Origin of the sequence: Chryseobacterium phosphatilyticum, from assembly GCF_002899825.2 — a bacterium.
Lineage (GTDB): Bacteria > Bacteroidota > Bacteroidia > Flavobacteriales > Weeksellaceae > Chryseobacterium > Chryseobacterium phosphatilyticum.
Map to the genome: position 1 here is coordinate 1,485,198 of NZ_PPED02000001.1, position 26,474 is coordinate 1,511,671.

Here is a 26,474-nt window from a genome sequence, read left to right on the forward strand (position 1 = left end):
CAAAACAATAATAAAATATATTCCAATAAATTATTTAAATGTTAAATTATCAAAAAATGGGATTTTTTTATTAATCTAAAGAATTCATGAAAATCAGTTGACATTTAAAATTCATCTTTGCTTGTTCAGCAAAAATGCCCGGATCTCACCCGGGCATCTAGCAATAGCAAATTTACAAGGATTAAAAAATTATGCTAGTTTATGTTTTCAAAATAATGGATCACTCCCACTTCTTCTTTATGCAGCTCTTCTTCATTAATATTCATATTTTGTTTTCTACTGTTTTCGAGAAAAGCATTGGTATATAAAGCATAAGACGGCTGCTCTGCAAGTCCGTTCTTCAGGAGCTGGTGGGCTTCCACAATTGTCTTTCCATATAATTTTCTAAAGTTTCCGATTTTATACTGCGAAAATGTTCCGTAGTGAACAATAAACTTCAGAGACAAATCAATGGTGGTACTCAAACTTTTACTTAATTCTTCAATTTTCTTATTGAATGAATTCCTCATTTTCCGGAGTATTCCAGAAACATTATGATACGACGGCTGTTGATCATAACGATAGAACAAAATAGCATCTCCCTCAATTTCTGAAATTTCAAAATACCGCTCATTCACATCAATTAATGTAGAAAGTAATTCTCTCACAATATATTCTCCCGTGTACAATTTTGTATTGAATACAAACTCGGTAAATCCGCTGAAATCCGGAATAAGAATGATACCCTCCTGTATATTTGTCTTCATAGTAGTATGGATTTAAAACCTGCTGCATCAGTATAGACGAAGCAGGTTCAATTTTACTTTATTGCCATCCGCCACCAACAGAGCGATAGAGTGCAGTTATAGCATTCAATCTTTGAGCTTTCAGCGAAGCCAGATCCAATTCAGCCTGAAGCTTATTGGTTTGAGCAATGATTACTTCCACATAGGTTGCTGAATTGTATTTAAATAACAAATCAGCCTTCTTTACTGCCTCGCCGGATTTTATCGCTAACCCTTCTGCAATCTTCTGTTGTTCTTCCAGTTTTTGAATTTGTACCAATGCATCAGAAACTTCACCAACCGCCTTTAAAACAGACTGTTTAAAACCTATTTCTGCCTGGTCAGCCAGTACTTTAGATTGCTCATACTGTGTTTTCAGTTGTTTCCCGTTCAAAATAGGTTGAGCAATCGCCCCGGCTGCCATTCCGAAAAGAGACCCCGGAATACTGAACCATTTACTGATCTGAAAAGCATTAACTCCCCCCTGAGCTGTAATATTCAACGAAGGATACATACTCATTTTTGCCACATGGATAGCCGCTGCACTCTTTCTTACTTCAAGCTCTGCTGTTTTAATATCCGGTCTGTAGCTTAGCAATTCAGATGGAATACCTGCAGAAATATGATCCGGAGATTGTACTGTATTTAAACTTGCACTTCTTTCAATTTTTCCGGGCATAGCCCCTGTAAGGATACTTAAGGCATTTTCCTGAATCAAAACAGAACTTTCAATAGCCGGAATTGATTTTAAGATCTGATCTTTTACAATTTCCTGCTGTTGTACCGCCAAAGCTGTTGTCAACCCAAGCTCCTGCTGTTTAGTGAGGAACTTTAGAGTAGTATCAGCATAGGAAAGGTTTGATTTTGTGATTTCCAATTGGGTATCCAGCATGAGCAGATTATAATACCCCTGCACAACAGTGGCTACCAATTGTGTTTTCACTGCCTTTGCTGCTTCCTGGGTTTTAAGATACTCTGCCAAAGCCTGTTCTTTTCTCCCTTTAATCTTTCCCCAGATATCAGCTTCCCACGACAGATTAACAGATGCCGTGTAATCTTCCATATATCTTTTGCCCATGAATTGTCCTGCCATCATCCCATTCATACTGTTATCCGAAGGACGATTAATATTGGCATTGGCAGCGGCACTAACTGTCGGAACATTGAGCCATTTACTTTGATTATAAGCTAATGAAGCGAATTCTATCTGTTTCAATGCTACCAAAAGATCATTATTCTGCACCATTGCTTTATCAATCAATCCTACTAAAACAGGATCTTTAAAGAAATCTTTGTAACTGATTTTAGCAATATTTTCATGTTGTTCAACAACAATACTGTCGCTTCTAAAAACTTCAGGCATTTTCACTTCAGGCCGTTCAAACTTCTGAACTCCACAGGAAACTGCAGCACCAGAAATAAGTGCGATATATGCTATATTTTTAATTTTCATTTTTAAAATCATTTGAATTAATATTCCCAATCCGCTTCCGTTACAACTCTTCCGTTGATTTTCTCATGCAAAGCCTGGAATACCACGAAAAGAACCGGAACCACAAAAATCCCTAAGATCGTTCCGAAAAGCATTCCTGAAATAGCCGCATACCCGATAGAATGATTACCTAACGCGGATGGACCTACCACAAAAATCAATGGAATCAACCCTGTAATAAATGCTAAAGAAGTCATTAGAATAGGACGCAAGCGGGCTTTTGCCCCTTCAACGGCAGAAGCGATGAGACTCTTGCCCGCTCTACGTCTCTGAATCGCAAATTCTACAATCAGAATCCCATTCTTTGCCAATAGCCCAATCAACATAACCAAAGCAATCTGAACATAAATATTATTGGAAAGTTCCGCAAATGTAATCCCAACAAAAACACCAGACAATCCTACCGGAATTGCAATCAATACTGCTAATGGAAGAATATAGCTCTCATATTGTGCAGACAAGAGGAAGAATACAAACACGATACACAATCCGAAAATCATCACTGATTGTGAACTGGATCCTGCCTCTTCACGGCTCATTCCTTTATAATCATACGTATAACCCGGAGGCAATACCTGTTTACTTACTTCATCTATAGCAGCCATCGCCTGTCCGGTACTGTACCCAGGGGCTGCCATTACTGTTAAATTGGATGAATTGAAAAGGTTAAATCGATCGACTACTTCTGCTCCTGTAACCTGCTTTAAACTTACCAGTGTATTCACAGGAACCATCTGACCTAAATTATTTTTCACGAAAATACCATTCAATGATTCTTTATCTTGTCTCATTTCTGGGGTAGACTGTACCAATACTCTGTAATATTTTCCAAATCTGTTAAAGTCAGAAGCCTGGATACTTCCGTAATACCCCTGCATTACACCTAATACATCCGCAACACTCACTCCAAGCTGAGCTGCTTTTACCTCATCTACCAATACTTCAAACTGAGGATAGCTAACATCAAAAGTCGTGAAAGCTACCGCTACTTCAGGCCTCTGCATCAAAGCCCCCATCATTCCATAAGAAATATTCCCCAGATTCTGAAGTTCACCGTTGGTACGGTCCTGAAGCACCAGCTCCATACCACTCGTATTTCCGAAACCATCTACGGTAGGAGTATTCAATACAAGGAAATTGGCTCTTTTATCCTGAGAAAGCATTCCCTGTGTCTGGCCAATGATATCGTTAATATTATTTATTTTCCCTCTCTCGCCTCCTTTTTTCAGTTTAACAAAAATAGAGGCTGCTGAAGATGACATAGAACCACTGAATAAGTTCAAACCATCAACAGAAATTACCTTATCTACAGCAGGATTTTTCATCAGAAGATCCTCTGTATCCGAAACGACTTTTGACGTTCTATCCTTTGAGGCACCGGGGGCCAGATTCGCCGTTACAATAATGAAACTCTGATCCTCATCCGGAATAAATCCTTTAGGCGTAGTCATAGACATCCATGCAAACAATCCTCCGAATGCCACAATCAAAAGCATGGCAATCCATTTTCTTTTTAATAAGAATAATATAGCTTTTCCGTAACGGAAGGTCAGCTTATTGAAACTTGCATTAAAACCGGCAAAAAATCGGTCTTTAAAATTCATTTTTTCATGAGTTCCCGGGTGGTGCTGTTTTAAAAACAGGGCACATAATGCCGGACTCAATGTCAATGCATTTACCGCTGAAATAACAATGGCAATGGCTAATGTCAGAGCAAACTGTTGATAAAACAATCCGGTAGACCCACTCATAAATGCCACAGGAACAAATACTGCAGACATAATTAGTGTAATAGAGACAATCGCTCCTGTAATTTCACTCATCGCTGACATTGTTGCAGCTCGTGGATTAAGTTTTTTATGTTCCATCTTGGCGTGAACGGCCTCCACAACTACAATCGCATCATCTACTACAATACCAATAGCGAGCACCAGAGCAAACAAGGTCAGAATATTGATTGAAAACCCGAAAATCTTCATAAAGAAGAAAGTACCCACAATAGACACCGGAACTGCAATAGCCGGAATCAGCGTGGAACGGAAATCCTGCAGGAAGATGTACACTACAATAAATACCAGAATAAACGCCTCTATCAAAGTATGAATCACCTGTTCAATAGACTGATCCAATGCTTCTTTTGTAGCATATGGAATTTCATAATCCATTCCCGCCGGGAAAGACTTTTCCAATTCTTTCATTCTCTCCTGAAGCGCAATCTGCACTTCATTTCCATTAGATCCTGCCATCTGGAAAATAGCCATTGTTACCGACGCTTTCTTATTATAGTTGGAAGAAACGGTATAACTATAGGCTCCAAATTCAACTTTAGCAATATCTTTTAATTTTAAAACAGAACCATCACTCAATGCTTTAATGGTTATATTCTCATATTGTTCAGGCTCAGTAAATTTCCCTTTGTACCGAAGGACATATTCCATAACCTCTTTACTTCTTTCCCCGAATCTTCCGGGTGCCGCTTCAAGGTTTTGACTTTGAATGGCACGGGAAACATCTGATGGGGTAAGGTTGTATGATGTCAGTTTATTCGGATCCAGCCAGATACGCATAGAGTAATCTTTATTCCCGTACACCATAGCATCTCCTACTCCTTTTACCCTTTTCAATTCAGGAACAATATTAATTTTGGCGTAGTTTTCAAGGAAAAGATCATTCATAGAACCATCTTTACTGGTCAGAGAGACCATCGCAATCATACTGTTTTGCCTCTTTAATGTGGTAATCCCTGCCTGAATAACTTCTGCCGGCATCTGATTGGTCACCTGAGCTACCCTGTTCTGAACGTTAATAGCAGCCTGATCCGGATCTGTTCCCAGTTTAAAAATAACGGTAATATTTAATGTTCCGTCATTACTCGCTGTGGAAGTAATATAATCCATATTCTCCACCCCATTGATTGCGTTTTCCAATGGCGGAGCAACAGATCTCGCAATCGTTTCAGCGTTCGCTCCGGGATATAACGCAGTCACCATTACGGTAGGTGGCGCAATGTCCGGAAATTTTGTAATCGGCAGGCTCACCATACCGACAATCCCCAGAATAACAAGCAATACAGAAATAACCGTTGCCAGTACGGGTCTTTTTATAATTTTTTTTAACATGATTTTTTCTTACGATTTTTTCTGTTGAGCATTTTTCTTTTGTGCCACTACAGGGGTTCCCGGTTGTAATCTGTCGAAACCACTGGCAATGTATTCATCACCTGCCTTGAGCCCATTGGATACAATGAAATTATCCCCTGCTTTCCCATTTATTTCAACAGGTAACATTGTTGCCTTTCCATCTTTAATCGTAAATACAAAAACCTTATCCTGAATGGTTCTGGTAGAAGCAATCGGAAGAAGAACAACATTGCTGTAGAACTGCTCCAAGATAACCTTACCTGTATTCCCACTTCTTAAAATATTATTAGGATTGTTGAATTTTGCTCTTAAAGTAATAGAACCTGTGGTTTTATTAAACTGCCCCTCTACTGCATCAATTTTTCCGGTTTCAGTATAGGTGTCACCTCCTGAAAGCAATAAAGAAACAGCCGGTGTATTTTTGATAACTTCATCAATGCTACTTCCTACATATTGTTTTTGAAAATTATTAAAATCATTTTCACTTAAACTAAAATAGGTATACACCTGATGAATATCCGACAATAAGGTAATCGCTTCCTGATTCCCGGGGCTCATCAAACTTCCCAGACGATAGTTGAATCTTCCGATAAAACCACTTACCGGAGCTTTAATTGTAGAAAAGTTAAGGTTAATTTTTGCAGATTCTATGGTAGATGTTGATTGGCTTACCGCTCCTCTTGCGGCATTATAAGCTGCTTCTGCTTCTTTCACCTGTATCTCTGAAACCATTTTATTTCGAAATAGCTCCTTTTTTCTATCCAGATCAATTTTAGAGGTAGAAAGATTAGCCTGGGCAGTAATCAATGCTGCCTGGGCACTTTTCAGTTGCTCACGAAATACCTGGTCTTCTATTTTAAACAAGGGTTGCCCAGCTCTTACATAGTCCCCTTCATCTACGAAGATTTTGCTTAAATATCCTGTTACCTGAGGTCTAATTTCTACATTGGATACGCCTTCAACAGACGCTGCATATTCTCTGGAAACAGAAGCGTCTCCCTGCTTCACTGTAGCTACAGGAAGTTCAGGCGCCTGCTGTTGATAAGACTGATTTTGATTATTTTTCCTACACCCCGCCAAAGCGATAAGCGAGAGGAAAAGTATGGTTGATTTCTGAATAAAAAATCTTTGCATAACAATATTCCTTTTAAATTTCCGCACAAAATTCGAACGAAAAAAATTCAATAGAAATATTCAAAAAACTCCTTGTTTTGTCAAAAAGACTCCTTATTTTTAAAAACATGAGAAATATCACTTATAGATAATATAAATGATATATTTTCATATTTTAAATCAAAAATATCGCTTTACTTATCAAAAAGACACCTGAAACATAAATCACTCACAATCAATACAGATCATCTTTTCTATACTCCAAAGGAGATCTGCCGGTGTGTTTTTTAAAAAACTTGCTAAAAGAGGCCTGATCAGAAAATCTGAGCTGCATGGCAACATCATTTACATTCAAACTGGCATTTCTTAACAACAATCTTGCTTCAATGGCCAGCACCTGATGAATAATATCACGGGGAGACTTAAACATGGTTTTATTGATGACTTTTGTAAGATATTTACGACTGATAAAAAGTTTATCAGCATAAAACTGAACATTATGTTCGTCTTTGAAGTATTCCTGAACAAGTTTAAAAAAGCTTGTCGTGAGCTCATCTTCCCTGTGGGTAACCAAATGAGGTCTTTCAATTTTCTTGAAATAATTATCAATCTCATAAATCACCAGCGAGAAGTGATGCCAGATCATTTCATTGAAATAATAATTGTCTTTCTCTTTATTATTCAATACTCTCAACTCATCAAGGTGAAAATGTAACCGTCTGTACAGATCGGGTTCTTCTCTTATGATATGGGTAGGATCTGCAGATAAACTTTTCAGTACATTGTTTGATTTATAATTAAACCCTGCCTGGGAAATAAAATCTACTGAAAAGAACATATATTTAGCATTGTAATCATCTGCAATTTTATCTACCCAGAAAGTTTCAGAGATCGGACAAAAAACAATCCCACCCTTAGATACTTCATAGCTTTTATCATCCAGTCTGAAACTCACACTTCCTCTTTGTACTAAAAAAATACAGAAATAATCGGAACGATAAGGAATATTCGGTTTGATAATGTAATTGGTGATGTCAATTTCCAATACAACAAATTCTTTGATTCTCACATCAAAGTCTACCTGCTGCAACACTTCTTGAAAAGTTAACTGTGAAACAAAATCAGAGCCTTTGGAAGATTTTTTTGCCATCGAACATGGAGATTATAAGGATACGAAGGTAGTGAAAAAGGAGGAAAGGCTTTATTGACTATTACACTTCAATAATAAGCTCTTTTTCATATCCATTATATTTTTCATCGATATAACCATGAGGATTACAAATTACTTCCGTTCCACCTATCATATAGCGACAAGGCGTATGGATATGCCCATGAATCCAGTATAACGGCTGATATAAGTTAATCAGGTCTTCCAGATCGGATGCATAAGCGGATGTAAGCGGATCTTCTTTATATTCTTCAGGAACAGATTGAATGCTGGGCGCATGATGAGAAACCACAATATTCTGGTGTCCTTTTGACTCTTCAAGACTTTCCTGCAGCCATAGCTTTGAAAACTGGTGTATTTTAAAGGTATCTATTGTTCTCATTTTTGAATAGGAAGGATCCCGCCTGATCATTTTATAATCATTCATTTTAGGTTGGCACATCATTCCGTATTTCACAGGATTTCCAAAAATTGAAAAGTCAGTCCATAATGTAGCCCCATGAAAACGAATCCCATCGATATCAACAAAAGAGTTTTCCAACACAAAAATAGTTGATTCCAGTGCTGCTTCTTTTATTTTATTGAGTGTTTTAGGGTAAGAACCTTTATAATATTCATGATTTCCCAATACATAAATCACCGGTTTGTTGGGGATTTTAGCCTTAATCCATTCCATAGCTTTTGTTCCCAGGTTGATATCCCCCGCAAGAACAACAACATCCGAATGATCAAAACATAATTCCGTTTGTCCAAACTCCTGATGAAGATCACTGATGATTTGTATTTTCATGATAAAAACTAGTATAGAAGGGGCAAAAATAAAAAAAAGAACCGACACCTAAGCATCGATTCTTTCGTCATATAGTTTGTGTAATTTTAAGGCCGCTTATGATGAAACAGCCATTTCTGTTTGTTTCACTTTTAAGCTTTTTAATATAAAATAAAATAACATTCCCAGTGCTAAAAGAGCATAACCTATCAGGATTATCAGATTCAGGCTTCCTACTGCAAACTCTGAAGGAAAAACCTGACTCATTAAAGTCATGAAAGACAATCCAATCCCAGCTCCCAAGAAGTAACTTGTAGAACTCAAACTTGATGCCAATCCGTAATTTGAAGGTTCAACATCCTGAATTCCCATTACTGAAAGAGCGGTAAAACAAAACGTCATTCCGATCCCGGAGATACATGCTGCTCCTAACAACACCAGTACTAATGGATGTCCGGTATACACCGATACCAATAGCAACAGCCCTCCCATCAACATAAATAACCACCCCAAAATTCCCATTTGAGAAGAGCTGAAACGCCTGGATACCTTTGGCAGGATGAATTTAGCCGTTAATGCAGATACAACACTAAAAGGAACAAGCATCAGACCTGCAGATGCAGCGCTATATCCCATATCTTTCTGAAGCATTAATGAAATAAGAAACAAAAAACCTATAAAAAATGCCCCCAAAGCAAAGAAAGCTGCATTAGAAATTACAAGAGAGCTATGCTTAAACAGTTTTAAATCAAATAAAGGTTCTGCAACAGATTTCAATCGATAGAAAACAGTAATTAAAAGCAGCACCGCAGCAACCAGCGATCCTACCACCAGTAACGGCTGCTCTTTCACGTGAAGCAATTCATGAGTTCCATAGGTAAGACTTAAAAGTCCCAATACTAAAAGTATTCCCGAAATAATATCTGTTTTGTGAGCAGTTTCATTTTTCTCATCTGCGGGCAAATAATAGTAGGAAAGAATCAGTGTGATCAAAAGAACGGGAACATTGATCAGAAAAACCCAGTGCCAGCTTAAATAGGTACTGATAATTCCTCCTACAGAAAGTCCACTTCCAGACCCTATCGCTGCAAAAGAACTAAAAATTCCAATTGCTCTATTTCTTTCCTGTTCTTCTCTAAATGTATTGGTAACTATAGATAAAGCAGCCGGCATTACGAATGCCGCTCCTAATCCTTGTAAAGCACGAAATACAGCCAACATATTGAAACTTTGAGAAAGTCCTGCTCCCAGTGATGTTAGCATAAAAATAAAGGCTCCCACTAAAAAAATCTTCTTTCTTCCCACCTGATCCGAAAGCTTTCCACCAATAATAAGAAAACCTCCAAAAAATAATACGTAAAGGGTTTGTAGCCATTGAACGGTCTCGGCTCCTATATTAAACTGTTCCTGAATAGAAGGAATGGTTAAATTAATAATGGCAATATCCAAAGCTTCCACAAAAGTTCCTACCGATGCTAAAATTAAAATTACATTTTTCCTTGTACTCATATATTCAAATTTCCTGCAAAATTAGAATTAACAGAACGTATATAAAAATTTAATCTTATATTTGGAACAAAATTACTATATTAAAATATTAAAAAGAACAAAACTACTGTTTCAATAAACAACAACATCAAAAAACAGAACAGATGCCAGCAGAACATTATACCCTGGATGAAAAAGACTTTTCTATCCTTAGACTCCTTCAGAAAGACGCCAAAATGAGTGTCCGTGATATTTCGGCAAGAATCAACTTAAGCCCCACTCCTACTCACGAACGTATTAAACGTATGGAAAAATGGGGAGTTATTAAAGAATACACTGTTGTAGTAGATCGCAAAAAAGTCAACAAAGGAATGATGGTCATCTGTATGATCGCTTTGAATGTCCACAACAAAAAGACCGCTGGAAAATTCATTGAAGAAGTCAGCAAACTCAAAGAGGTGGTAGAATTCTACAATATCAGCGGAGATTTTGATTTTATGCTAAAGATCCTTGCCCCCAATATGGATGAATTTCATGAGTTTTTCATCAACAAACTTTCAGAAATTGAGGGAATTGGTCAGACAAAAAGCATTTTTGTCATGAGTAGTATTAAAGAAAGCGCTCAAATTATTTAAGAAATAAAAGAAAAATATAGCCAATTAAAATAAATTTAGTTTAAATTTTACTTTATAACATTTATAATATAGCATTTATTTCAAAAACCCACCTTAAACTTTTCAGGAGACTATTGGAATATTATGTATTTTTTCCCTATTTTAGTAGTGAAGATCTGTTGGCTGATTATGTAAAAGATCTCACTAAATAATAAAAGAAAAAATGATGAGCTTTAAATTTATTAGTACAGACAACTGTTTCCAGTTGTCAATACTTTATTGCAGACTTCCTTACATAAAAAATCAAAAATTTCTGCAACATACAGTTTTTTCTAGTTTAAAACTGCACTCTCAGAATTCCTGAAAACTAATGATATCAGCACAGAACTCAGATTGAAATTATTTACATGATGATCAAAAATCAAAAAAATTAATGAATTGCATAAATGAAACTCTATTAAATAAAAACAAAGTACTCTTACTTTTTTTTATTGCAATTTCTTTTTGTAGTTGCAGCAAGAAGTCTGATATTAATGAAATCAATAATGCTCTGTTACACAAAAATGAAAAATTAAGATTAGAGGGTAAAGATACCGAACTTATCACCCTCAATAATGAGATCATTAAACAGTCACAAAAAAATGGTTATCAAAAGGGAGTAGCCTGGGGATATATTAACCTTGCCAATATGTATGCTACTATGGGAAAATACAAGGTCAGTCACAATTATCTAAAATCGGCCAGCCTTATTATCAACCATCTTCATGACAATTTTCTGTACGCAAAATTATATCATGAATACGGGCAACTCAGTTATGTAACCGGATTATCGAACACCGCTTTAAGTTACAATGCCAAAGCAATTTATTATGAAAAGAAACTGAACAAAAAAGGCTGGTTACTGGGAAACATGTATATGCAAAGAGCTGACTTTATTGGTGAGACGAATAAAGATTCTGCATTGATCTATTTTCATAGAGGATTTACTGCAGATCCCTCAGCTTTCAATTCTTCTATAATTAGTAATTATCACCTCCAGCAAACAAAAAATATAGATTCTGCCACTTTCTATATAACCAAAGCCTTACGTCTTCTTAAAAATTCAGAATATGGAACAGTGAGACAAGGCAGCATTTATTATTTTTATGCTAATATTCTTTTTCAAAAGAAAGATTACGAAAAAGCCCTTGAGTATTATAAAAAAGGGAGTGATATCTTAGTAAAAACCAAAAGAATAAATAAACTCCCCGATCTTTATAAACAAATTGCCCTTACCTATCAGAAACTCAATAACAAGAAGGGAGATATTGAATATTCTGCCAGGGCCGAACAATTGGAAAAAAATCTTGAGAAGTCAGGCACAGAAGCGATAGATCTTTCATTAACGGAAATAATTGAGCAAAAAAGTAATGATGATCTTGGTATTATTGGTATTTCTGCTTCAGCCGCTATTATAATTATTGGTATTTCTATTTATATATATATTAGAGCCAAAAAAAATAAAAAAGAAAACAATTCTTTAGATAAAGCGATCACAAATAAAACTTCAGGAAGAATGAATAATTCAGCAGAAAATTTCACAGAACTGCTGGAACTTGCTAAAAGTAATGATGTCAAGTTTATCAAAAGATTTGAAGAGATAAATCCTGATTTAATTCAAAGTATTTTAAAAATCAATCCACAACTTACAAAATCTGAACTCTCCTTATGCGCAATGATCTGGCTAGGTTTTTCATCAAAGGATATTGCAGATTATACTTTTATTCAACATCGGTCGGTACAGACAAAAAAAGGAAGACTTCGCAAAAAACTTAATATTCCTTCAGAAACAGATCTTTATAGTTTCTTCACATCTTTATAACTATTGGTTCAAAATATTACTTTAGATAAATCCTGCTTTGAGTAGGATTTTTTTGCCATTGCATACAAAAAGTTTCTGCATAATATCATAAAAAAAATATTTTTATTCCGGCTATTTATTTTCCCTGTAGGATAAAAATATAAAATTTACATCTAAAATATTATTTTCATTAAAAAATGACTAAGTTTTGACGTTTATAAAATCTATACAATTAAAATAAATTCTTATTTTTTTTAGTTTTTTTTCGCCAAATAATCAAAATTACTATTTTACAAAACATTAAATATCAACACATTAAACATGACATCGTATGTTTAGTGTAGCTATGTCGTATGTCATTTCTTGGAATATTTTACCAGTATTGAATATGTTTGTCATGTGAATAATTTAAACCTATAAAATTTTAACTAATTAAAAACAAACAATCTTCAAAACCTAATTTATAATCTCTCTCTCTCAACTACCACTTTAAATAATTTTAATAAAAAGTACACAAGAAAGAACACAAATGACAACACAAATGATGGGAAAAGAGAAGAGGGAGATTATTTTCCAAAAGAACAAACAAATAATATCAATAAAACACAAATAAAAAAGAGGCCTAACTAACACAATACCCTATGATGAAATAATATCTCTGACACTTTTACATAACAGAACTACACACCACTTTACTTCAGTTACAAAAGCTCAGGATATTAAAAACACCTACATTATTTGTTTAGTACGAGAGATTACATTTGCCCCTTATGTAATCTCTTGTTTTAATGAATAAATAAATCAGGTCATTTACAAGCAGACCTGATACACTTTTTTTCCTCTATTCATTCCATTTTCAATCATTTGCATAACCCTACATAGATACAACACCCCATAAAAAAGCAGCTATACACGCTTTGTATAACTGCCCTAAAACAAATATTCCGAAAAATGAATGAGCTTAGAGACTATTTCCAGTAATTCCAAACTAAGCCATCAAAAACAGCCAGAGTCTTACTGGTTGTATCATAACATATCATTCCCGGATAAGGATTTTTCACATTAATATGAGGAGTTGCCACTTTAGGAAGAATCATTGCTTTATCCTGAGATTCTAAGACCAAAACACCATCAGCAGTGCTGGATGAAGCTCCCATAACCACACCTTTTCCCAGGTCTGCAGAATTATTTGCAACTATCATGCTTGAACTACCTGCATCAGACAATGGTTTCCATGCATTATTTTCAAATACCTTTACCTTATTGTCTGTAGTATCAAAGACAAATGTACCATTAACAAGTGTTCTCCCCGGAAGTCCTGAAGTTGCAGGAAGAATCACTCCTTTTGTGTTGCCGGGTATATTATCAAAATCCAGCACAGTACTGTTACCGTCTACAGTTTGTTTCCCTATCGCAACTTGGGAAAAAAGTACATTAAAGGCTATCAGAGCAACTGCAACGCTTATATTTTTTATATTTCTCATAACTTATTGTTTCCCGGATTAATCATTACAGCTTCTTTGAACACACTTCCATTCCGTACCATTAAAAAGTTTCACACATTTATCCTGAATATCATAAAGAAGCATTCCTTCTTTCGGATCAATGATAGCATCTCCCGATTGTGGCGTCTGGCTAACATGCTGGACTCTTGTGATTACAAATCCTTTATCTTTTGCTTCCATAGCAATGAAACCATTGGGAATATTTTGAGGCCACGTATTGCTTTTTTGTTGTATCGTAATCCCGAATTTGGCAAAACTATCAGGTGTACCTGCTGTCGCCGGTTTTGTACAAAACCCATCCATATCATCAATAATGACCGGTGCATTACCACAACTTGTTTTATCATCTGATAATCCCTGAGGCCATAAAGAAGGACATGTAGTATGTGTGGCATCAGGACCGCAAAAACTTGACCCACCAGCACCAAGGCTACTCACAGAACCCATTGCAATGGCCACAATCTGACTGTCATTACTTATGACTGAAGCAGGACCTCCTCCGCTCACATTGGCAATACAGTACGCTTTACCATTAGCAGGCCCTATATAATTAACTGAAGGGTAAGTCGTTGACTGTTGAGTAAATGTTCCACATATTTCTACAACACTTCCGACATCCATTTCAATGACAGAAGTTGTCCCTGGAAACGTCCCCATAAAAGTCGGATCACCCTGTGAAACAGACCCTGTTAGTGATAAATATGATTTTTTTCCAAGTTTGACTTTAGAATTAACCTGAGTTCCAAATGTTCCGATAATAATTGACCCTGTAGATCTAACACTTGCTCCATCTCTGATATCCAATTCACCATTCACCTGAATATCAACAGACTGCAATTGACCGGATTGAATAACAAGAGTCGCTCCATTCGGAATACTGATACTACTGCCAGATTTCCATTAAGACAATAGGTATTACCTACCAAAATTGGCTGTCCTGTATATGCTATACATTGAGCATTAACTACTCCGTAAAAAACAACAATTAATAAAAAAAATATTTTTCTATTAATATTAAAAAAAACTAAACTATTCATACCGATTTACACCTAATTAACACTTTTTTCACAATTTAATAACGAAAAAAAAGAAATTTACACGCCATTGCGGGCCTAACACGCAATTAACATACCAAACTCACTTTAATAATAAGTCAAGGGCCCGAATCCAGGCTAAAATTGATGCAGTTGTAGTAATACTATTTTACAGGGGTAAAATCAAAACAAATACAAAACACTAAAGAACAACAATTTATAAGTCAGAAATCTGAATAAACGATGAAAACTATACATAGCATTTAAAAACAATGATATTTTCACTAGCCATGTAAAATTTTTAGATCAAAAAAAATATTATGGATACTGCCTAGCCTGGTCAAAGGATAAAAACCTTTTTTTACCACTTTACATAAGAATAGATCTTGTATATCATCCCTATTTATAAAGATTAGCATTTAAATTGTAAATTTGCACCATGAATAACGATACCATATGCGCACTGGCTACAGCCAATGGAATAGGTGCTTTAGGCATTATCAGAGTTTCAGGAAATGATGCGTTACCCACAGTTCAGAAAAGTTTTCCGGCTAAAAAGCTGGAAAAACAAAAATCCCATACGATTCATTATGGATATTTTATGGATGGTGAAGAAGCTATTGATGAAGTAATGCTTTCCATTTTCCTGGCACCTAAAAGTTTCACTACAGAAAACTCTATAGAAATAGCCTTTCACGGCTCACCGCATATTGGAAAACGTATTCTTGAAACCTTAATCAAAAATGGAGCAAGAATGGCTAAGGCCGGAGAATTTACTCTTCGTGCCTTTATCAATGGTAGAATTGACCTTTCCCAGGCAGAAGCAATCGCGGATGTCATTGCTTCTGAAAACGAAGCTTCAAGAAAAGTAGCAATCAATCAGCTTAAGGGTGGGATCACCAATGAAATTTCATTATTAAGAACCGATCTTCTGAACTTTGTTTCTCTTATCGAATTGGAGCTGGACTTTGCTGAAGAAGATGTAGAATTTGCTGACAGAACCGCATTGAATGGGCTTCTTGATAAGATTGAACTAAAATTAGATTCTCTTATCGAAAGTTTTCAATACGGGAATGCTATTAAAAACGGAACAGCCGTTGCTATCATTGGAAAACCTAATGCCGGTAAATCTACTCTGCTTAATGCCTTATTGAAAGAAGAAAGAGCTATTGTAAGTAATATTGCTGGTACTACAAGAGATACCATTGAGGAGGTTCTTCATATTAAGGGCCATGCATTTCGTCTGATTGACACAGCGGGTTTGCGTGACACTGTAGATGAAATTGAGGCAATTGGAGTAAAGAAAGCCAAAGAAAAGGTAGAAAATGCCAACATATTAGTATATCTGGCTGATGCTGCCACCGAAGATTTTTCAGAAGATATTGAAATGATCCAATCTTTGCTGAGAGAGGATTTAAAATTAATCATCTGTGCAACCAAAATTGACGAAGTTACACCAACGAAATATGAAACTGTAGAAGACACTTTCAGAAATTCTATCACTCATGAGTTTGATTTCATCAAGATATCAGCCGTAGAGAACCAAAACATTCAGGATCTCAAAAATGAATTATCATCGTATGTTGAGCAATTAAAATCTGAAGAAAATAACGTTGTCATTACCAACCAACGTCATTTTGAAGCTTTAAAAAAATCTCTGGATGCCGTAGATAAAGTAAAAGAAGCCATTTCACTCCGTATTTCTACAGAACTATTGGCTTATGAATTAAGAAATGCCCTGGAACATCTGGGAGAAATTTCAGGTGAAGTGACGAATGATGAAGTGTTGGGGAATATTTTCTCGAAATTCTGTATCGGAAAATAATAATTAGCCCATTGTCTCTTGTCCATTGTGTATATAGCTGTAAAGTCCTATGACATTACTAATATGGAGGGCATTGCAGTTCAGCATTACTGGAAACATCTGATTAGTCTGGACTTTTTAAGACAGCGTTTGGAGATTTCCCTAATCAGTTTTTTAATTTTGACTATGGGTATTCAGAAGTGTTGTAGCCTGAACTATCAATGAAACGGGTTTACTGCCTGTTCTTGGGATTTTCCATAAAAATAAATACAATCCATATTGTTTGGCAGGCGATCTCATGGAACTTTAGTATCTTTATTTCTTTCAACTACCAAACTTTACTCAACTTTATTTTCCAGCTCTACGTATATCCCTGAACCAAACAACGTAAAGTCTGGGTCGTTTTCAAACTGCATGTCGGGATAAAATTTTTTGATTTGTTCTAAACTCAATAGATGAAATTTTTCAATGCTATAACTTTTTACTTTTTTATTCAGGGGTTTGAGAAAGGTATTGATCTTCAGAGTAATTGGGGCTGATAGTAAAAACTGTTGCAGGGTGGGATAATCTACCGCAACTTTTCCGTATCTCGCTTCGTATGCTTGGGACAGCTCGCGGTTTAAATCGGGATAATACAAAGGTTGCTTAAAGATCAAACTTTCAAGTTTAGAAAGGTCAAAATCTGAATTAATTTTTGTGAAAGCACCGTTTACACTGTCAAGCAAAACTGCAAAATCTATCTGTTTATGATGCTCCGATGAAAACATTACCGTACTGTCCGCCTTGCGTTCATATACGTCAAACTTTAAATCCGAGGTGTCTTCTGTCACCCAATAATACTTATATACTTTTGAGTAAGTCTCTTCTGTATAACCTGTACGTTCCATTATTTCTTTTTTTAATGTCGGACGGTTGACCTTTGTTTTTGATTTTTCGGTACAGGAGATAAGAAAAATCATTGCAAAACAAATTGTCAGGGTAGATTTTAGATGTTCCATCGTTATAGATTTAAATTCATTATTCTTTTTGAAATTTATTTTCTTCGCTTGGACTTTTAATTTTGCTGTGATTGCTCTTGGTTCTGTTATTGAAACCTTTCTTGAGACTTCCGTCATTTATTCACCTTATTTTTTAGGGCACATCATATTGAAATGATCTAAAATCGTATTGTAATTAGTATTATTCTCCATTCTGGTTGTTTTCTTCACATAGAGGAAATTGGAGTTTAAGAAGTCCTTACCGTTTCTGTCAACAGAGGTACTCGGGTAATAAAACAGCCAAGCATCCAGAGACGATATTTCCCAAAAATAAGCTACTCCATTTGAATCCTTTCTTGTTTCGTACGTTGGGTATTTCATTTTAAAATATTCAAGTAATTGCTGTATTTCGTCTTGTTTTACTGTATTATATCGGAAGCCTAAATATTGCTTAGCTATTCTATCATCCACATACACTTGTATTCTATTAAAATCTGCTACAGGACTATTTGGATATTTGTAGGTAGAAAGCTTGATATCGCCAATTTTAAACCCATCCAATTGATCTGTTTTATAGGTGTAAATTCCATAAATCGGATCTTGAAATTCTTCCAATTTTTGTGAGTTAATTAACTCAGCAATGGATTGACCAAAAGTCAAAGTAATCAGATCATTTTTATCTGTGCTACAGGAAGTTATTCCGATAAGGAAAAATAAAGAGAGAATTTGTACTATAATGAATGATTTACTCATACTCAATAATTTAAGATTATTGTAGATTGGATTATCCAGGTATTTCAAAAAATCTAGCTAGCTAAACCCGCATACTTATGTTTTCGGTATTCCAGATATTCACCATAGTATCCGAAAGCACCTCCCTGAAGCCGTGAAGTAAGCAAAGGTGTTTCCAGTGAACTGATGGCATCTACATATATGCTCTCTTAATTTTACCTTTTGCAAACTCTCAACTTTTTCTGTCTTATGCGTATGATCTTGGAATTCTTCCACCTTTTATACATTGATCAGTGCGGAAACTGATTGATTAAAATGCACAATGCCTATTTTTTAGCCATGCTATCTTGATCGATTTGCAAAAAAAGTTCTCTACCAGATCTCAAACGTATCTTTTCCTTTGGGAATATAAAGCAATATTTTCAGAAATCTCACACGAACCCCACCTTCTTTGGCATTGTATTTCCCCCAAATGGAAGATTTCCCCTGCAATCTGATATCCTTCGAGGCATGTTCCAGACCTACCAGCTTTCCATCGCCATATATTTTCATAGTATAGTTCTCCAAAGGCTCCAATTTAAAAGATGGTGTCTCAAAGTAAAATAAATCTTCATTTCCAGTTTCTTTTAGGTACTCATCGGTATAATATTCTGATTTAATTTGCCGGCAGTCACTATTAAATACCAATGAAAAGTATTGGTCTTTGTTTTTTTCGGAGATTATCTTTCTAAAAAAATTATATGCTTCAACTGTTTTCTTTTCCAACAGCTCCTTGTCCATACTTTTTAGATCTACAGCTGTTTCGAGAGTTGGGGATTGTTCATAAGGTACTGTGGCGTTAAACTCAACAGTATATTCATAATAGGGTAATCCAGCCCCAATGAATGTTTTTCCATCCTCTTTTTTTAAATTCGTATGTTCGAAAACTTGTACTCGCTTATCAAAACTAGTCAAGCTATCCGCATTATCTCTCGAATAGAGCGTCAATTTAAATCGCGTATAAGGTGTCAGCTCCTTAAATCCCTCGCCATATTCGCGCTTTGTCTGCGGATATAGCCGGTATGTAATTTTCTGTTTTCCGGACTTAGCAATATAGTTATTTAATGTAACCTGAGACATGATCCCACCATCCTTAAAATACTGGAATGCGGGTATATCATTGACCAAAATATCGAAAAAGCATTGTTCATGGTCTATATAGATATAATATAAGGGTTCTTTTTTATAATGCTTGATCTGCTTTTGTTGGACAGAAAGCGCATTACCCGCTGTAATTGTAGTAGGATTTGAGTCGGTGATTGGCGCTTTATTCATTTTATCATTTGTATTTTGACATGACATAGTCACAAATAGAAATAGTAATAATAAATTCTTCATCTTACAGAAATTAGGGGTTTGACATATTAAAGGTGTGGACTAAATTCAGTATTTATCAGATTCGCCTTACTGCTTTTTTCATCCCAAGAGTCATCATTTCCTCTATGGATTTGCAACTACCTCTTGAATTTTTTTGTTGATATTTCTTTTTCCTTGGTAAGATTCCTTTATTCTTTGAACATAACCTAATTGCCAGTTCGGGATTAGAATTATTTCCAAACAGGAACAAAACCATTCTTTTCAAATAACAGTCAGTAAATTAGAGGGTTTGCACTTAGGATTTACTTTTGTGACTGCCTTGATATGGGGCATATAGAATTCATTTTGGGAATTGAATTCTTCCTCTCAGCTTATCGGCAGCATCTTAGATAGATTGGATTTTTCATAAGTTTTTTTGATTGAATGTTACAATATATACTATTTAAAATTCACACACAAATGAACTATTTACAAATTTAAAAATTGTCGTAGTTCTACGATTTCCTGCCATAAATATATAAAATAAGCCATTTTTTGCCTTATGCAAAACCATAAACGAAAGTTTGGTTAGAATTGCTTGTTTGAAGAATATTTATAACTGTGTGACAGTTATTTTTAGTTGGAAAATATCAAACCCTACTTACACTTGTTGTTAATAAATACCTAATTAACAATGTTATTTAGGTTCTGTCAAACATTTCATCATACAAAATTAAATGCCTTATTTAATTACCAAGGATGAAAAAAAACAATATTAAATTATGCTCGAAAATCAATAACCATTTTGAATTTTATTCGGTTTAGCATAACAATATAACTACCTATTGTACAGATTATTACAGTTAAAATCATTCTGTAACCCAGTTGTCTCCCGGTATTTTTAACACACCGATAAACAACAGGTTGTTTTGAACTCTAAGTTTTGTATCGGAAAATAACAACAATAATTGAGGCGGGCGGGCATATGGGTCTTATCATAAAACTACCCTCAGTGACAGTTACTCCGAAACCGAACCCTCAAATATCCGGAAAAATCACCCTTGAAAACAGCAATTATCCGTTGGTAAAATGGTTCCACGGTCATTCAAGGATTACAACCATCTATAAATCAATGAATTTTATTTCTGTGTACAAAGATATACTGAAGTGTTGCTAAAATTTACATGAAGAATGGTTATAATTTCCAAAATGGATATTAACACGCTATACCTATCCATAAACAGGAAGTAGCATAGTTTTTGTATCGGGAATTAGCAGAAGTAAAATTAACAGTTAAAATATAAATTACATATGAAAAAAATTTTAATTATTGTACTGAGTACAGTTGTAGGAAGTTCCCTTTTTGCTCAAAAAATAAATAAAGGACAAACTCTATCCTTTGAAAAACGATACTACTCCGAAAACGGGGATTATTACTTAATTTTTCAAAATGACGGAAATTTAGTGTTGTACAATGAAAGAAAGGCCCCCCTTTGGGCATCTAATACCGAAGGAAGAGGAAATAAGGCCATTTTTCAACCCGATGGAAACCTTGTAGTTTATGACAGAGCCAACAAAGCTGTTTTCAGCGCAGATACATATGATAAAAGTGCAGAAAAACTTATTGTCCAGGATGATGGAAATCTTGTAATTTACGGAAGTCGGAATAATGCACTTTGGGCATCAAAAAGTAGTTCCGGAAGCCAGTCTGTTAATAATAATACAGGAATCATTTATAAAGATAAAAGCTTTGGCAAAGACAAAAAGATGTATTCTGAAAATGGTCAGTATTATCTGGTTTTTCAAAATGATGGAAATTTAGTATTTTATAACTATCGAAATTCTCCAATCTGGGCTTCTAACACTGACGGAAGAGGAAGCAGAGCTCTGTTTCAGCCTGATGGAAATCTGGTTGTTTACGATAGAGCAAACAGACCTATTTTTAGCGCAGATACCTATAATAAAGGTGTGGATAGACTCGTAATACAGAATGATGGAAATCTTGTGATCTATGGAAACTCAAATAATGTAGTCTGGGCATCAAAAAATAGTGAAGGAAGTAAATCCGGAACTCATTACACCGGAACAATTTATAAAGATAAAAGCTTCAGCAAAGAGCAAAAGTTTTATTCTGAAAATGGACAACATTATCTGGTTTTTCAAAATGATGGAAACCTGGTATTGTATAATGACAAAAATTCTGCGGTATGGGCCACTAACACAGAAGGAAGAGGAACGAGAGCCCTGTTTCAGGCCGATGGAAACCTGGTAGTATATGACAGAGCAAACAGACCTGTTTTTAGTACCGACACTTATAATAAAAATTCTGACAGACTTGTTATACAGAACGATGGTAATCTTGTGATTTACAACACCTCCAATGCAGCCATTTGGGCAGTAAAAAGATAAAGATATAAAAAGAGTTTTTGTATATCCCGTGTAGCTCATTTTGCAATCAGGTCAAAAAAATAAAATCATATAAGTCTCTATATATAGGGACTTATATGGGTTTTATAGGATACCTTAGCAAATCAAAAGAAGCCTATATTCTCCGTCATTTTCCACAGGAGCCCTATGGATACAAGGTAAAACATGTTGTGCCGGATGATCTACCGCCAGACGCCAAAGATGTCCTACTCCCAAATTGATAGGTTGGGCATTGGGTTTGGGCTCATAATGCAGATCAAAAAAATACTCTTTTAAAAAGTCTTCAAATTCTTCATCAGGGCCATCATGTAATTTTTTAAGCTTTTCACGGATTTCCGGAATTAAAATTTTTTGTTCAGCCTGATCATTGGCAAGAATATCACTTGCTGCCCCGTAATAAGTACATAGAAAGGTATTCGTTCCAATGGGAGAGCGATCGACATGATATGAATATACATCAGTGGAAATGAAACCGAGTTCCTCATCGCGATCGTACTTTTTAAGTAAATTAAGAGAGGGTAATGCGCCGAAATCTGATAAAAGCTGTACATCATTTAAGATAACCTTTCTTGCGATACTTCCTTTTTCTGAAAGCTCCAACGCTAAAAGATCTTCAACAGAAACTTCTGTAATATTATCTTTTAATTGAAGTTTAGACACAATTTCTTTAAAATCCCCGGCTAAACTCCTATACCAACAGATGGCATTCATGTTTCCATGGAAATTAGTGTCTGTAAGTTCAGAAAAAGTAGAAACTTTTTCAATTTGATCACTATCAGAAAATGTATTGTTCATATTTTGGAAGAATCAATTTTATTGCTTTATTCTTCACAAAAATAAGAAATACCTCAGAAAGTCAAATGACTATCACGTATGTCTTAAACATGACAACATATCTTCAATTTCTCCATTACATGTAGCAAGCAGAATCGTATTTTAAAAACTTATATTCTGACCCAAAAGTATGAGATCGAAAATGAGCAAGCATTTAGTTTTGTCGTTATATTTTGTGTCTTCAGCCTTAAAAAGAAGCTGTTGCTAATACTGCTATAATAAAAATCCGATCAAATGATACTCAGGAATGCACTGTTCTAATCATATATTTTTCATGATGGTAAAATTCTGGAAAATTTATAATTCTTCTTGCTTGTAAAATCACAAAACACTGTAAATCAACACATTTAAAGAGCTTAATATTCCTTTATTAAAGCCATTACACCTTAGTGGTCTATCGGAATTGTTTCGGTCTATTTTTTTGCAATGCTTCTTTTACAATTTCATCAATACGTTTTGCACGCGTTTCCGGTCGTTTGGCAAGGACGATCCATTGGAGTAGCATTTTTCTTAATGATTTGCTTAAATTTAAAAAATACTCCTTTGATCCTTTATGGTTTTCAAATGCGTTTTCCAGATCCTGAGGAATAATTAACTCTTCAACACTATCCAATATTTCCCACGATCCGTTTTTCTTTGCTGTTTTGATACTTTCATAGCCTGCGGGCTTCATAAGTTTACCATCTATCAGTCTCTGAACTTTTTCTTTATTGATTTTTGACCACGTACTATTCGTTTTACGTTTGCTAAATAACTGCATAAAAGATGTTTCATCAATCGTTTTTCTTGTACTGTCTATCCAGCCGAAACAAAGTGCTTCATCAACAAGATCACTCCAGTACACCACAGGCATATTTGATTTTTTGGTATTGCAGATCACCCACACAGATTGTACTGTTTGATGGTTTTCCTCTAGCCATCCTCTCCATTCGATAGCAGTATTAATATATACTTTCTGTCTTTCTGTTGTTTTCATCTGAATTATTTTTTTAAAATCAATTAATATGTAAATGTAAAAATGATTGATGACAACTGTTTGTCAGTAATTTATTTATTCCATATCTCTATAATCAAATTCTTTGTTTTTGTGTGCCATACATTCTCACGGAATCTTACAAATATTTCAACAAATATCAAACATCATGAGGCACTTTAGATTATCATCCAGATTGGCATTAAAAAAGCGCTTCCTGGAAACGCTTTTTAAAATTCAAAAAATAATTATTTCTTAATAAATTTTTGAGAATACTTCTTATTTTTGGTTTCAACAGCGATGATATATGCTCCTGCAGGAAGTGATCTCACATCCACTTTATCATGGGTTAATTGCACATTCATTTTTCTTCCTGCCTGATCAAAAACTTCTGCTTTCGTAACTGTAGAATCTGTTTTCAGATTGATAAAATCTGATGACGGATTAGGATAAATCCCTGCATCAGCTTTAATTGTTGACTCTGAAGTCCCCAATGATGTTTGTTGCGTAATTTTAAAATCATCAATCGATGTAAAAGAAAAGATAGATACCAGAGCCTTAACTCTAAAATAGATCTTAACATTTTGTCCGGCAAATGGCGAAAGATCAATAGTTTTTGTGACGTCATTAACAGGATAAAGCTGTTCCTGAAAAACAGGTGTTTCTGTACCAGTAAATGTAGCGGTAGCAGGTAAAACATAAATAGAAAAAATAGGGCTGCCATTAGTACCGTTATCGTGCCTGAGTAAAAAACTCAATGAATAATAATACCCTGCTGCCAGATCAATCTGAGGGGTTCCTAAGTTGGCATAATCATAATACCAGTTTAACACAACAGAACATGACCGTTGCAGGGAATTATTATTCACACTGTTGGTAGCCCATGGATTAAATTCTGAATTTGGGTTACGGGTCGTCATCCAACCCGCAGGCACCTGACCTTCAGGCACAGAATTAAAATTTTCCGAAAAAATAGTCGTCTGAGCGGTAAAACTTGTGACCACCAATAATGACATAAAAAATAAAACTTTCCTCATAATAATTTCTTAATAATAAATATAACTGTATCAAATATATTTTTTGTATTCAATCGCTCAAAAGTATATTTTTTACCCGCAAAAACAAATATTATAGTAATATATTTACATTACATCCCATAAATAATAAAAAAAACAAACTCCATCATTCTTTATTATATTACACGATCATATCATTTTCAATTTTTATAGAATTTGTTCGCAGAAGACGAAATATTTTATCTTTGCTTTCTCGAGACTTATATTAACATTTTATTCGAAAATATTTTTTATGAAAAAAAACAGCTTTTTATTTTCTGCAAAGGGAATTGTTCTTGCAAGTTTTCTTTCCTTGAACACAATCACTTATGCTCAGAAAACTGCGGAGGTAACACCAATCTCGGAAAAGGCCTTAAACAGTATTCTAGAAAAAAACAGAGCATATTATACACAAGGTAAAGTTGCTGATTATATTCCTGAACTGGGGAAAATGGATGCTAAAGCAATTGCCTTTTCAGTAGTGGATAAAAGCGGTAAAGTATATAATACAGGTGATGTCAGCAAGAAATTTACGATGCAGAGTATTTCAAAGATTATTGCATTAATGATTGCGGTCAATGAAAAAGGGGAAGCCAATGTTTTCGATAAAATGGGTTACTACGGAACCGACAAACCCTTTAATCACTTTGGTAATCTTGAAACCATGGGTAAACCTCTTAATCCGATGATGAATGCGGGAGCTATCCTTACCACGTCATTAATTTCCGGAGACGGGGAAAAACCGTTTGTGAAAGTGCTAGAGATGGTGAGGTATATTACTAAAAACCAAAGTATAGATTACAGCAAGTCTGTTTACGAGTCTGAAAAAGCTACCGGCCACCGTAACCGCGGAATGTTTTATATTATGAAAAACAGCGGTTTGATTTCCGGAAATGAAGATCAGCTGGATAATTATTTCAGACAATGTTCCATTGAAGTAACTGCTGAGGATTTAGCAAAAATCGGTTATTTCTTTGCCAATCAGTGTACCCGCTTTGATGGAGATATTACATATAAAAATGCAGAAACTGCAAAATTAATAGAATCACAAATGCTTACTGCCGGGATGTACGAATTCAGTGGGGAGTATTCCAGAACGGTAGGATTACCAAGTAAATCCGGCGTAGGTGGTGGAATTACCGTAAGTGTTCCCGGAAAAATGGGTATTGGAGTTTTTAGCCCGTCATTGGATCAGCATGGAAATTCATTTGCCGGTTATCACATGATTTTAGATTTGGTGAAGCAATATGGGTTAAGTATTTTTTAAAATATTTTACCGTTCTTTTGAATACGAAACAAATGTTTTGGAACATCAATGGCTGCAGATCATACTGAAGAGAAAATCATCAGAAATGCTAAAGAATAAGCTAAAAAACTAATCAAACATCCAAGATCATTAAATACTGATAA

Annotated in this window: 20 protein-coding genes and 1 pseudogene; 6 read left to right on the top strand and 15 right to left on the bottom strand. The window is 35.1% G+C overall.

Annotated elements, in window-relative coordinates; all coding sequences use genetic code 11:
- Window positions 1-194 precede the first annotated feature (194 nt).
- From C1631_RS06780 to C1631_RS06810, 7 genes are all read right to left on the bottom strand, one after another.
- Window positions 195-746: a DUF2652 domain-containing protein gene (locus tag C1631_RS06780; RefSeq protein ID WP_103248697.1), complete on the bottom strand. Its 552-nt coding sequence runs from the start codon at window positions 744-746 to the stop codon at window positions 195-197.
- Between the two features lie 58 nt (window positions 747-804).
- The gene (locus tag C1631_RS06785) at window positions 805-2,217 is read right to left on the bottom strand and encodes an efflux transporter outer membrane subunit (protein WP_228441073.1); all 1,413 of its coding nucleotides are present in this window, start codon (window positions 2,215-2,217) and stop codon (window positions 805-807) included.
- Window positions 2,218-2,234: 17 nt separating this feature from the next.
- On the bottom strand, window positions 2,235-5,375 hold the full coding sequence (locus C1631_RS06790) for an efflux RND transporter permease subunit (protein ID WP_109711282.1): 3,141 nt from the start codon (window positions 5,373-5,375) through the stop codon (window positions 2,235-2,237).
- A gap of 9 nt (window positions 5,376-5,384) precedes the next feature.
- Complete coding sequence (locus C1631_RS06795; protein WP_109711284.1) at window positions 5,385-6,530, bottom strand: efflux RND transporter periplasmic adaptor subunit; 1,146 nt, start codon at window positions 6,528-6,530, stop codon at window positions 5,385-5,387.
- A gap of 214 nt (window positions 6,531-6,744) precedes the next feature.
- A complete protein-coding gene (locus C1631_RS06800) occupies window positions 6,745-7,659 on the bottom strand; it encodes a helix-turn-helix domain-containing protein (protein ID WP_109711286.1) in 915 nt (304 codons plus the stop codon).
- A gap of 61 nt (window positions 7,660-7,720) precedes the next feature.
- The gene (locus C1631_RS06805) at window positions 7,721-8,467 is read right to left on the bottom strand and encodes a metallophosphoesterase (protein WP_109711288.1); all 747 of its coding nucleotides are present in this window, start codon (window positions 8,465-8,467) and stop codon (window positions 7,721-7,723) included.
- A gap of 96 nt (window positions 8,468-8,563) precedes the next feature.
- Complete coding sequence (locus C1631_RS06810) at window positions 8,564-9,955, bottom strand: MFS transporter (RefSeq protein WP_109711290.1); 1,392 nt, start codon at window positions 9,953-9,955, stop codon at window positions 8,564-8,566.
- Window positions 9,956-10,098: 143 nt separating this feature from the next.
- Here C1631_RS06810 and C1631_RS06815 point away from each other — a divergent pair, with 143 nt between their 5' ends.
- Window positions 10,099-10,569, top strand: a complete 471-nt coding sequence (locus C1631_RS06815; protein ID WP_109711292.1) for an Lrp/AsnC family transcriptional regulator — start codon at window positions 10,099-10,101, stop codon at window positions 10,567-10,569.
- 412 nt (window positions 10,570-10,981) lie between these two features.
- Window positions 10,982-12,409, top strand: a complete 1,428-nt coding sequence (locus C1631_RS06820; protein WP_109711294.1) for a LuxR C-terminal-related transcriptional regulator — start codon at window positions 10,982-10,984, stop codon at window positions 12,407-12,409.
- Between the two features lie 947 nt (window positions 12,410-13,356).
- Here C1631_RS06820 and C1631_RS06825 read toward each other — a convergent pair.
- Both C1631_RS06825 and C1631_RS06830 read right to left on the bottom strand, forming a co-directional pair.
- Complete coding sequence (locus C1631_RS06825) at window positions 13,357-13,872, bottom strand: phage tail-like protein (protein ID WP_103248408.1); 516 nt, start codon at window positions 13,870-13,872, stop codon at window positions 13,357-13,359.
- Between the two features lie 18 nt (window positions 13,873-13,890).
- Window positions 13,891-14,730, bottom strand: coding sequence for a phage tail-like protein (locus tag C1631_RS06830; protein WP_103248407.1), 840 nt, complete (start codon window positions 14,728-14,730; stop codon window positions 13,891-13,893).
- 636 nt (window positions 14,731-15,366) lie between these two features.
- Between C1631_RS06830 and mnmE the strand changes: the two genes are divergently transcribed.
- Together mnmE and C1631_RS24335 are read left to right on the top strand one after the other, a co-directional pair.
- Window positions 15,367-16,752 carry a tRNA uridine-5-carboxymethylaminomethyl(34) synthesis GTPase MnmE gene (gene mnmE, locus C1631_RS06835; RefSeq protein ID WP_109711296.1) on the top strand — a complete coding sequence of 462 codons (1,386 nt, stop codon included), beginning with the start codon at window positions 15,367-15,369 and terminating at the stop codon, window positions 16,750-16,752.
- Between the two features lie 39 nt (window positions 16,753-16,791).
- Window positions 16,792-17,041, top strand: a pseudogene (locus C1631_RS24335) (CRISPR-associated endonuclease Cas1); the annotation flags it as partial.
- A 28-nt stretch (window positions 17,042-17,069) separates the two neighbouring features.
- Here C1631_RS24335 and C1631_RS06845 read toward each other — a convergent pair.
- The 3 genes from C1631_RS06845 to C1631_RS06855 form a co-directional block, all read right to left on the bottom strand.
- The gene (locus C1631_RS06845; protein ID WP_123966614.1) at window positions 17,070-17,729 is read right to left on the bottom strand and encodes a hypothetical protein; all 660 of its coding nucleotides are present in this window, start codon (window positions 17,727-17,729) and stop codon (window positions 17,070-17,072) included.
- A gap of 126 nt (window positions 17,730-17,855) precedes the next feature.
- The gene (locus tag C1631_RS06850; RefSeq protein ID WP_109711298.1) at window positions 17,856-18,461 is read right to left on the bottom strand and encodes a hypothetical protein; all 606 of its coding nucleotides are present in this window, start codon (window positions 18,459-18,461) and stop codon (window positions 17,856-17,858) included.
- 351 nt (window positions 18,462-18,812) lie between these two features.
- A complete protein-coding gene (locus tag C1631_RS06855; protein WP_123966616.1) occupies window positions 18,813-19,817 on the bottom strand; it encodes a hypothetical protein in 1,005 nt (334 codons plus the stop codon).
- 1,269 nt (window positions 19,818-21,086) lie between these two features.
- Between C1631_RS06855 and C1631_RS06865 the strand changes: the two genes are divergently transcribed.
- Complete coding sequence (locus C1631_RS06865) at window positions 21,087-22,184, top strand: hypothetical protein (RefSeq protein WP_109711304.1); 1,098 nt, start codon at window positions 21,087-21,089, stop codon at window positions 22,182-22,184.
- Window positions 22,185-22,298: 114 nt separating this feature from the next.
- On the opposite strand, the gene C1631_RS06870 is transcribed toward C1631_RS06865, so the two are convergent.
- The 3 genes from C1631_RS06870 to C1631_RS06880 form a co-directional block, all read right to left on the bottom strand.
- The gene (locus C1631_RS06870; RefSeq protein WP_103249035.1) at window positions 22,299-22,997 is read right to left on the bottom strand and encodes a DUF1826 domain-containing protein; all 699 of its coding nucleotides are present in this window, start codon (window positions 22,995-22,997) and stop codon (window positions 22,299-22,301) included.
- Window positions 22,998-23,430: 433 nt separating this feature from the next.
- The gene (locus C1631_RS06875; protein WP_109711306.1) at window positions 23,431-24,012 is read right to left on the bottom strand and encodes a YdeI/OmpD-associated family protein; all 582 of its coding nucleotides are present in this window, start codon (window positions 24,010-24,012) and stop codon (window positions 23,431-23,433) included.
- Between the two features lie 245 nt (window positions 24,013-24,257).
- Window positions 24,258-25,046 carry a T9SS type A sorting domain-containing protein gene (locus C1631_RS06880; RefSeq protein ID WP_109711308.1) on the bottom strand — a complete coding sequence of 263 codons (789 nt, stop codon included), beginning with the start codon at window positions 25,044-25,046 and terminating at the stop codon, window positions 24,258-24,260.
- Between the two features lie 271 nt (window positions 25,047-25,317).
- On the opposite strand from C1631_RS06880, the gene glsA reads away from it, so the two are divergent.
- Window positions 25,318-26,331: a glutaminase A gene (gene glsA / locus C1631_RS06885; RefSeq protein ID WP_109711310.1), complete on the top strand. Its 1,014-nt coding sequence runs from the start codon at window positions 25,318-25,320 to the stop codon at window positions 26,329-26,331.
- Window positions 26,332-26,474 lie beyond the last annotated feature (143 nt).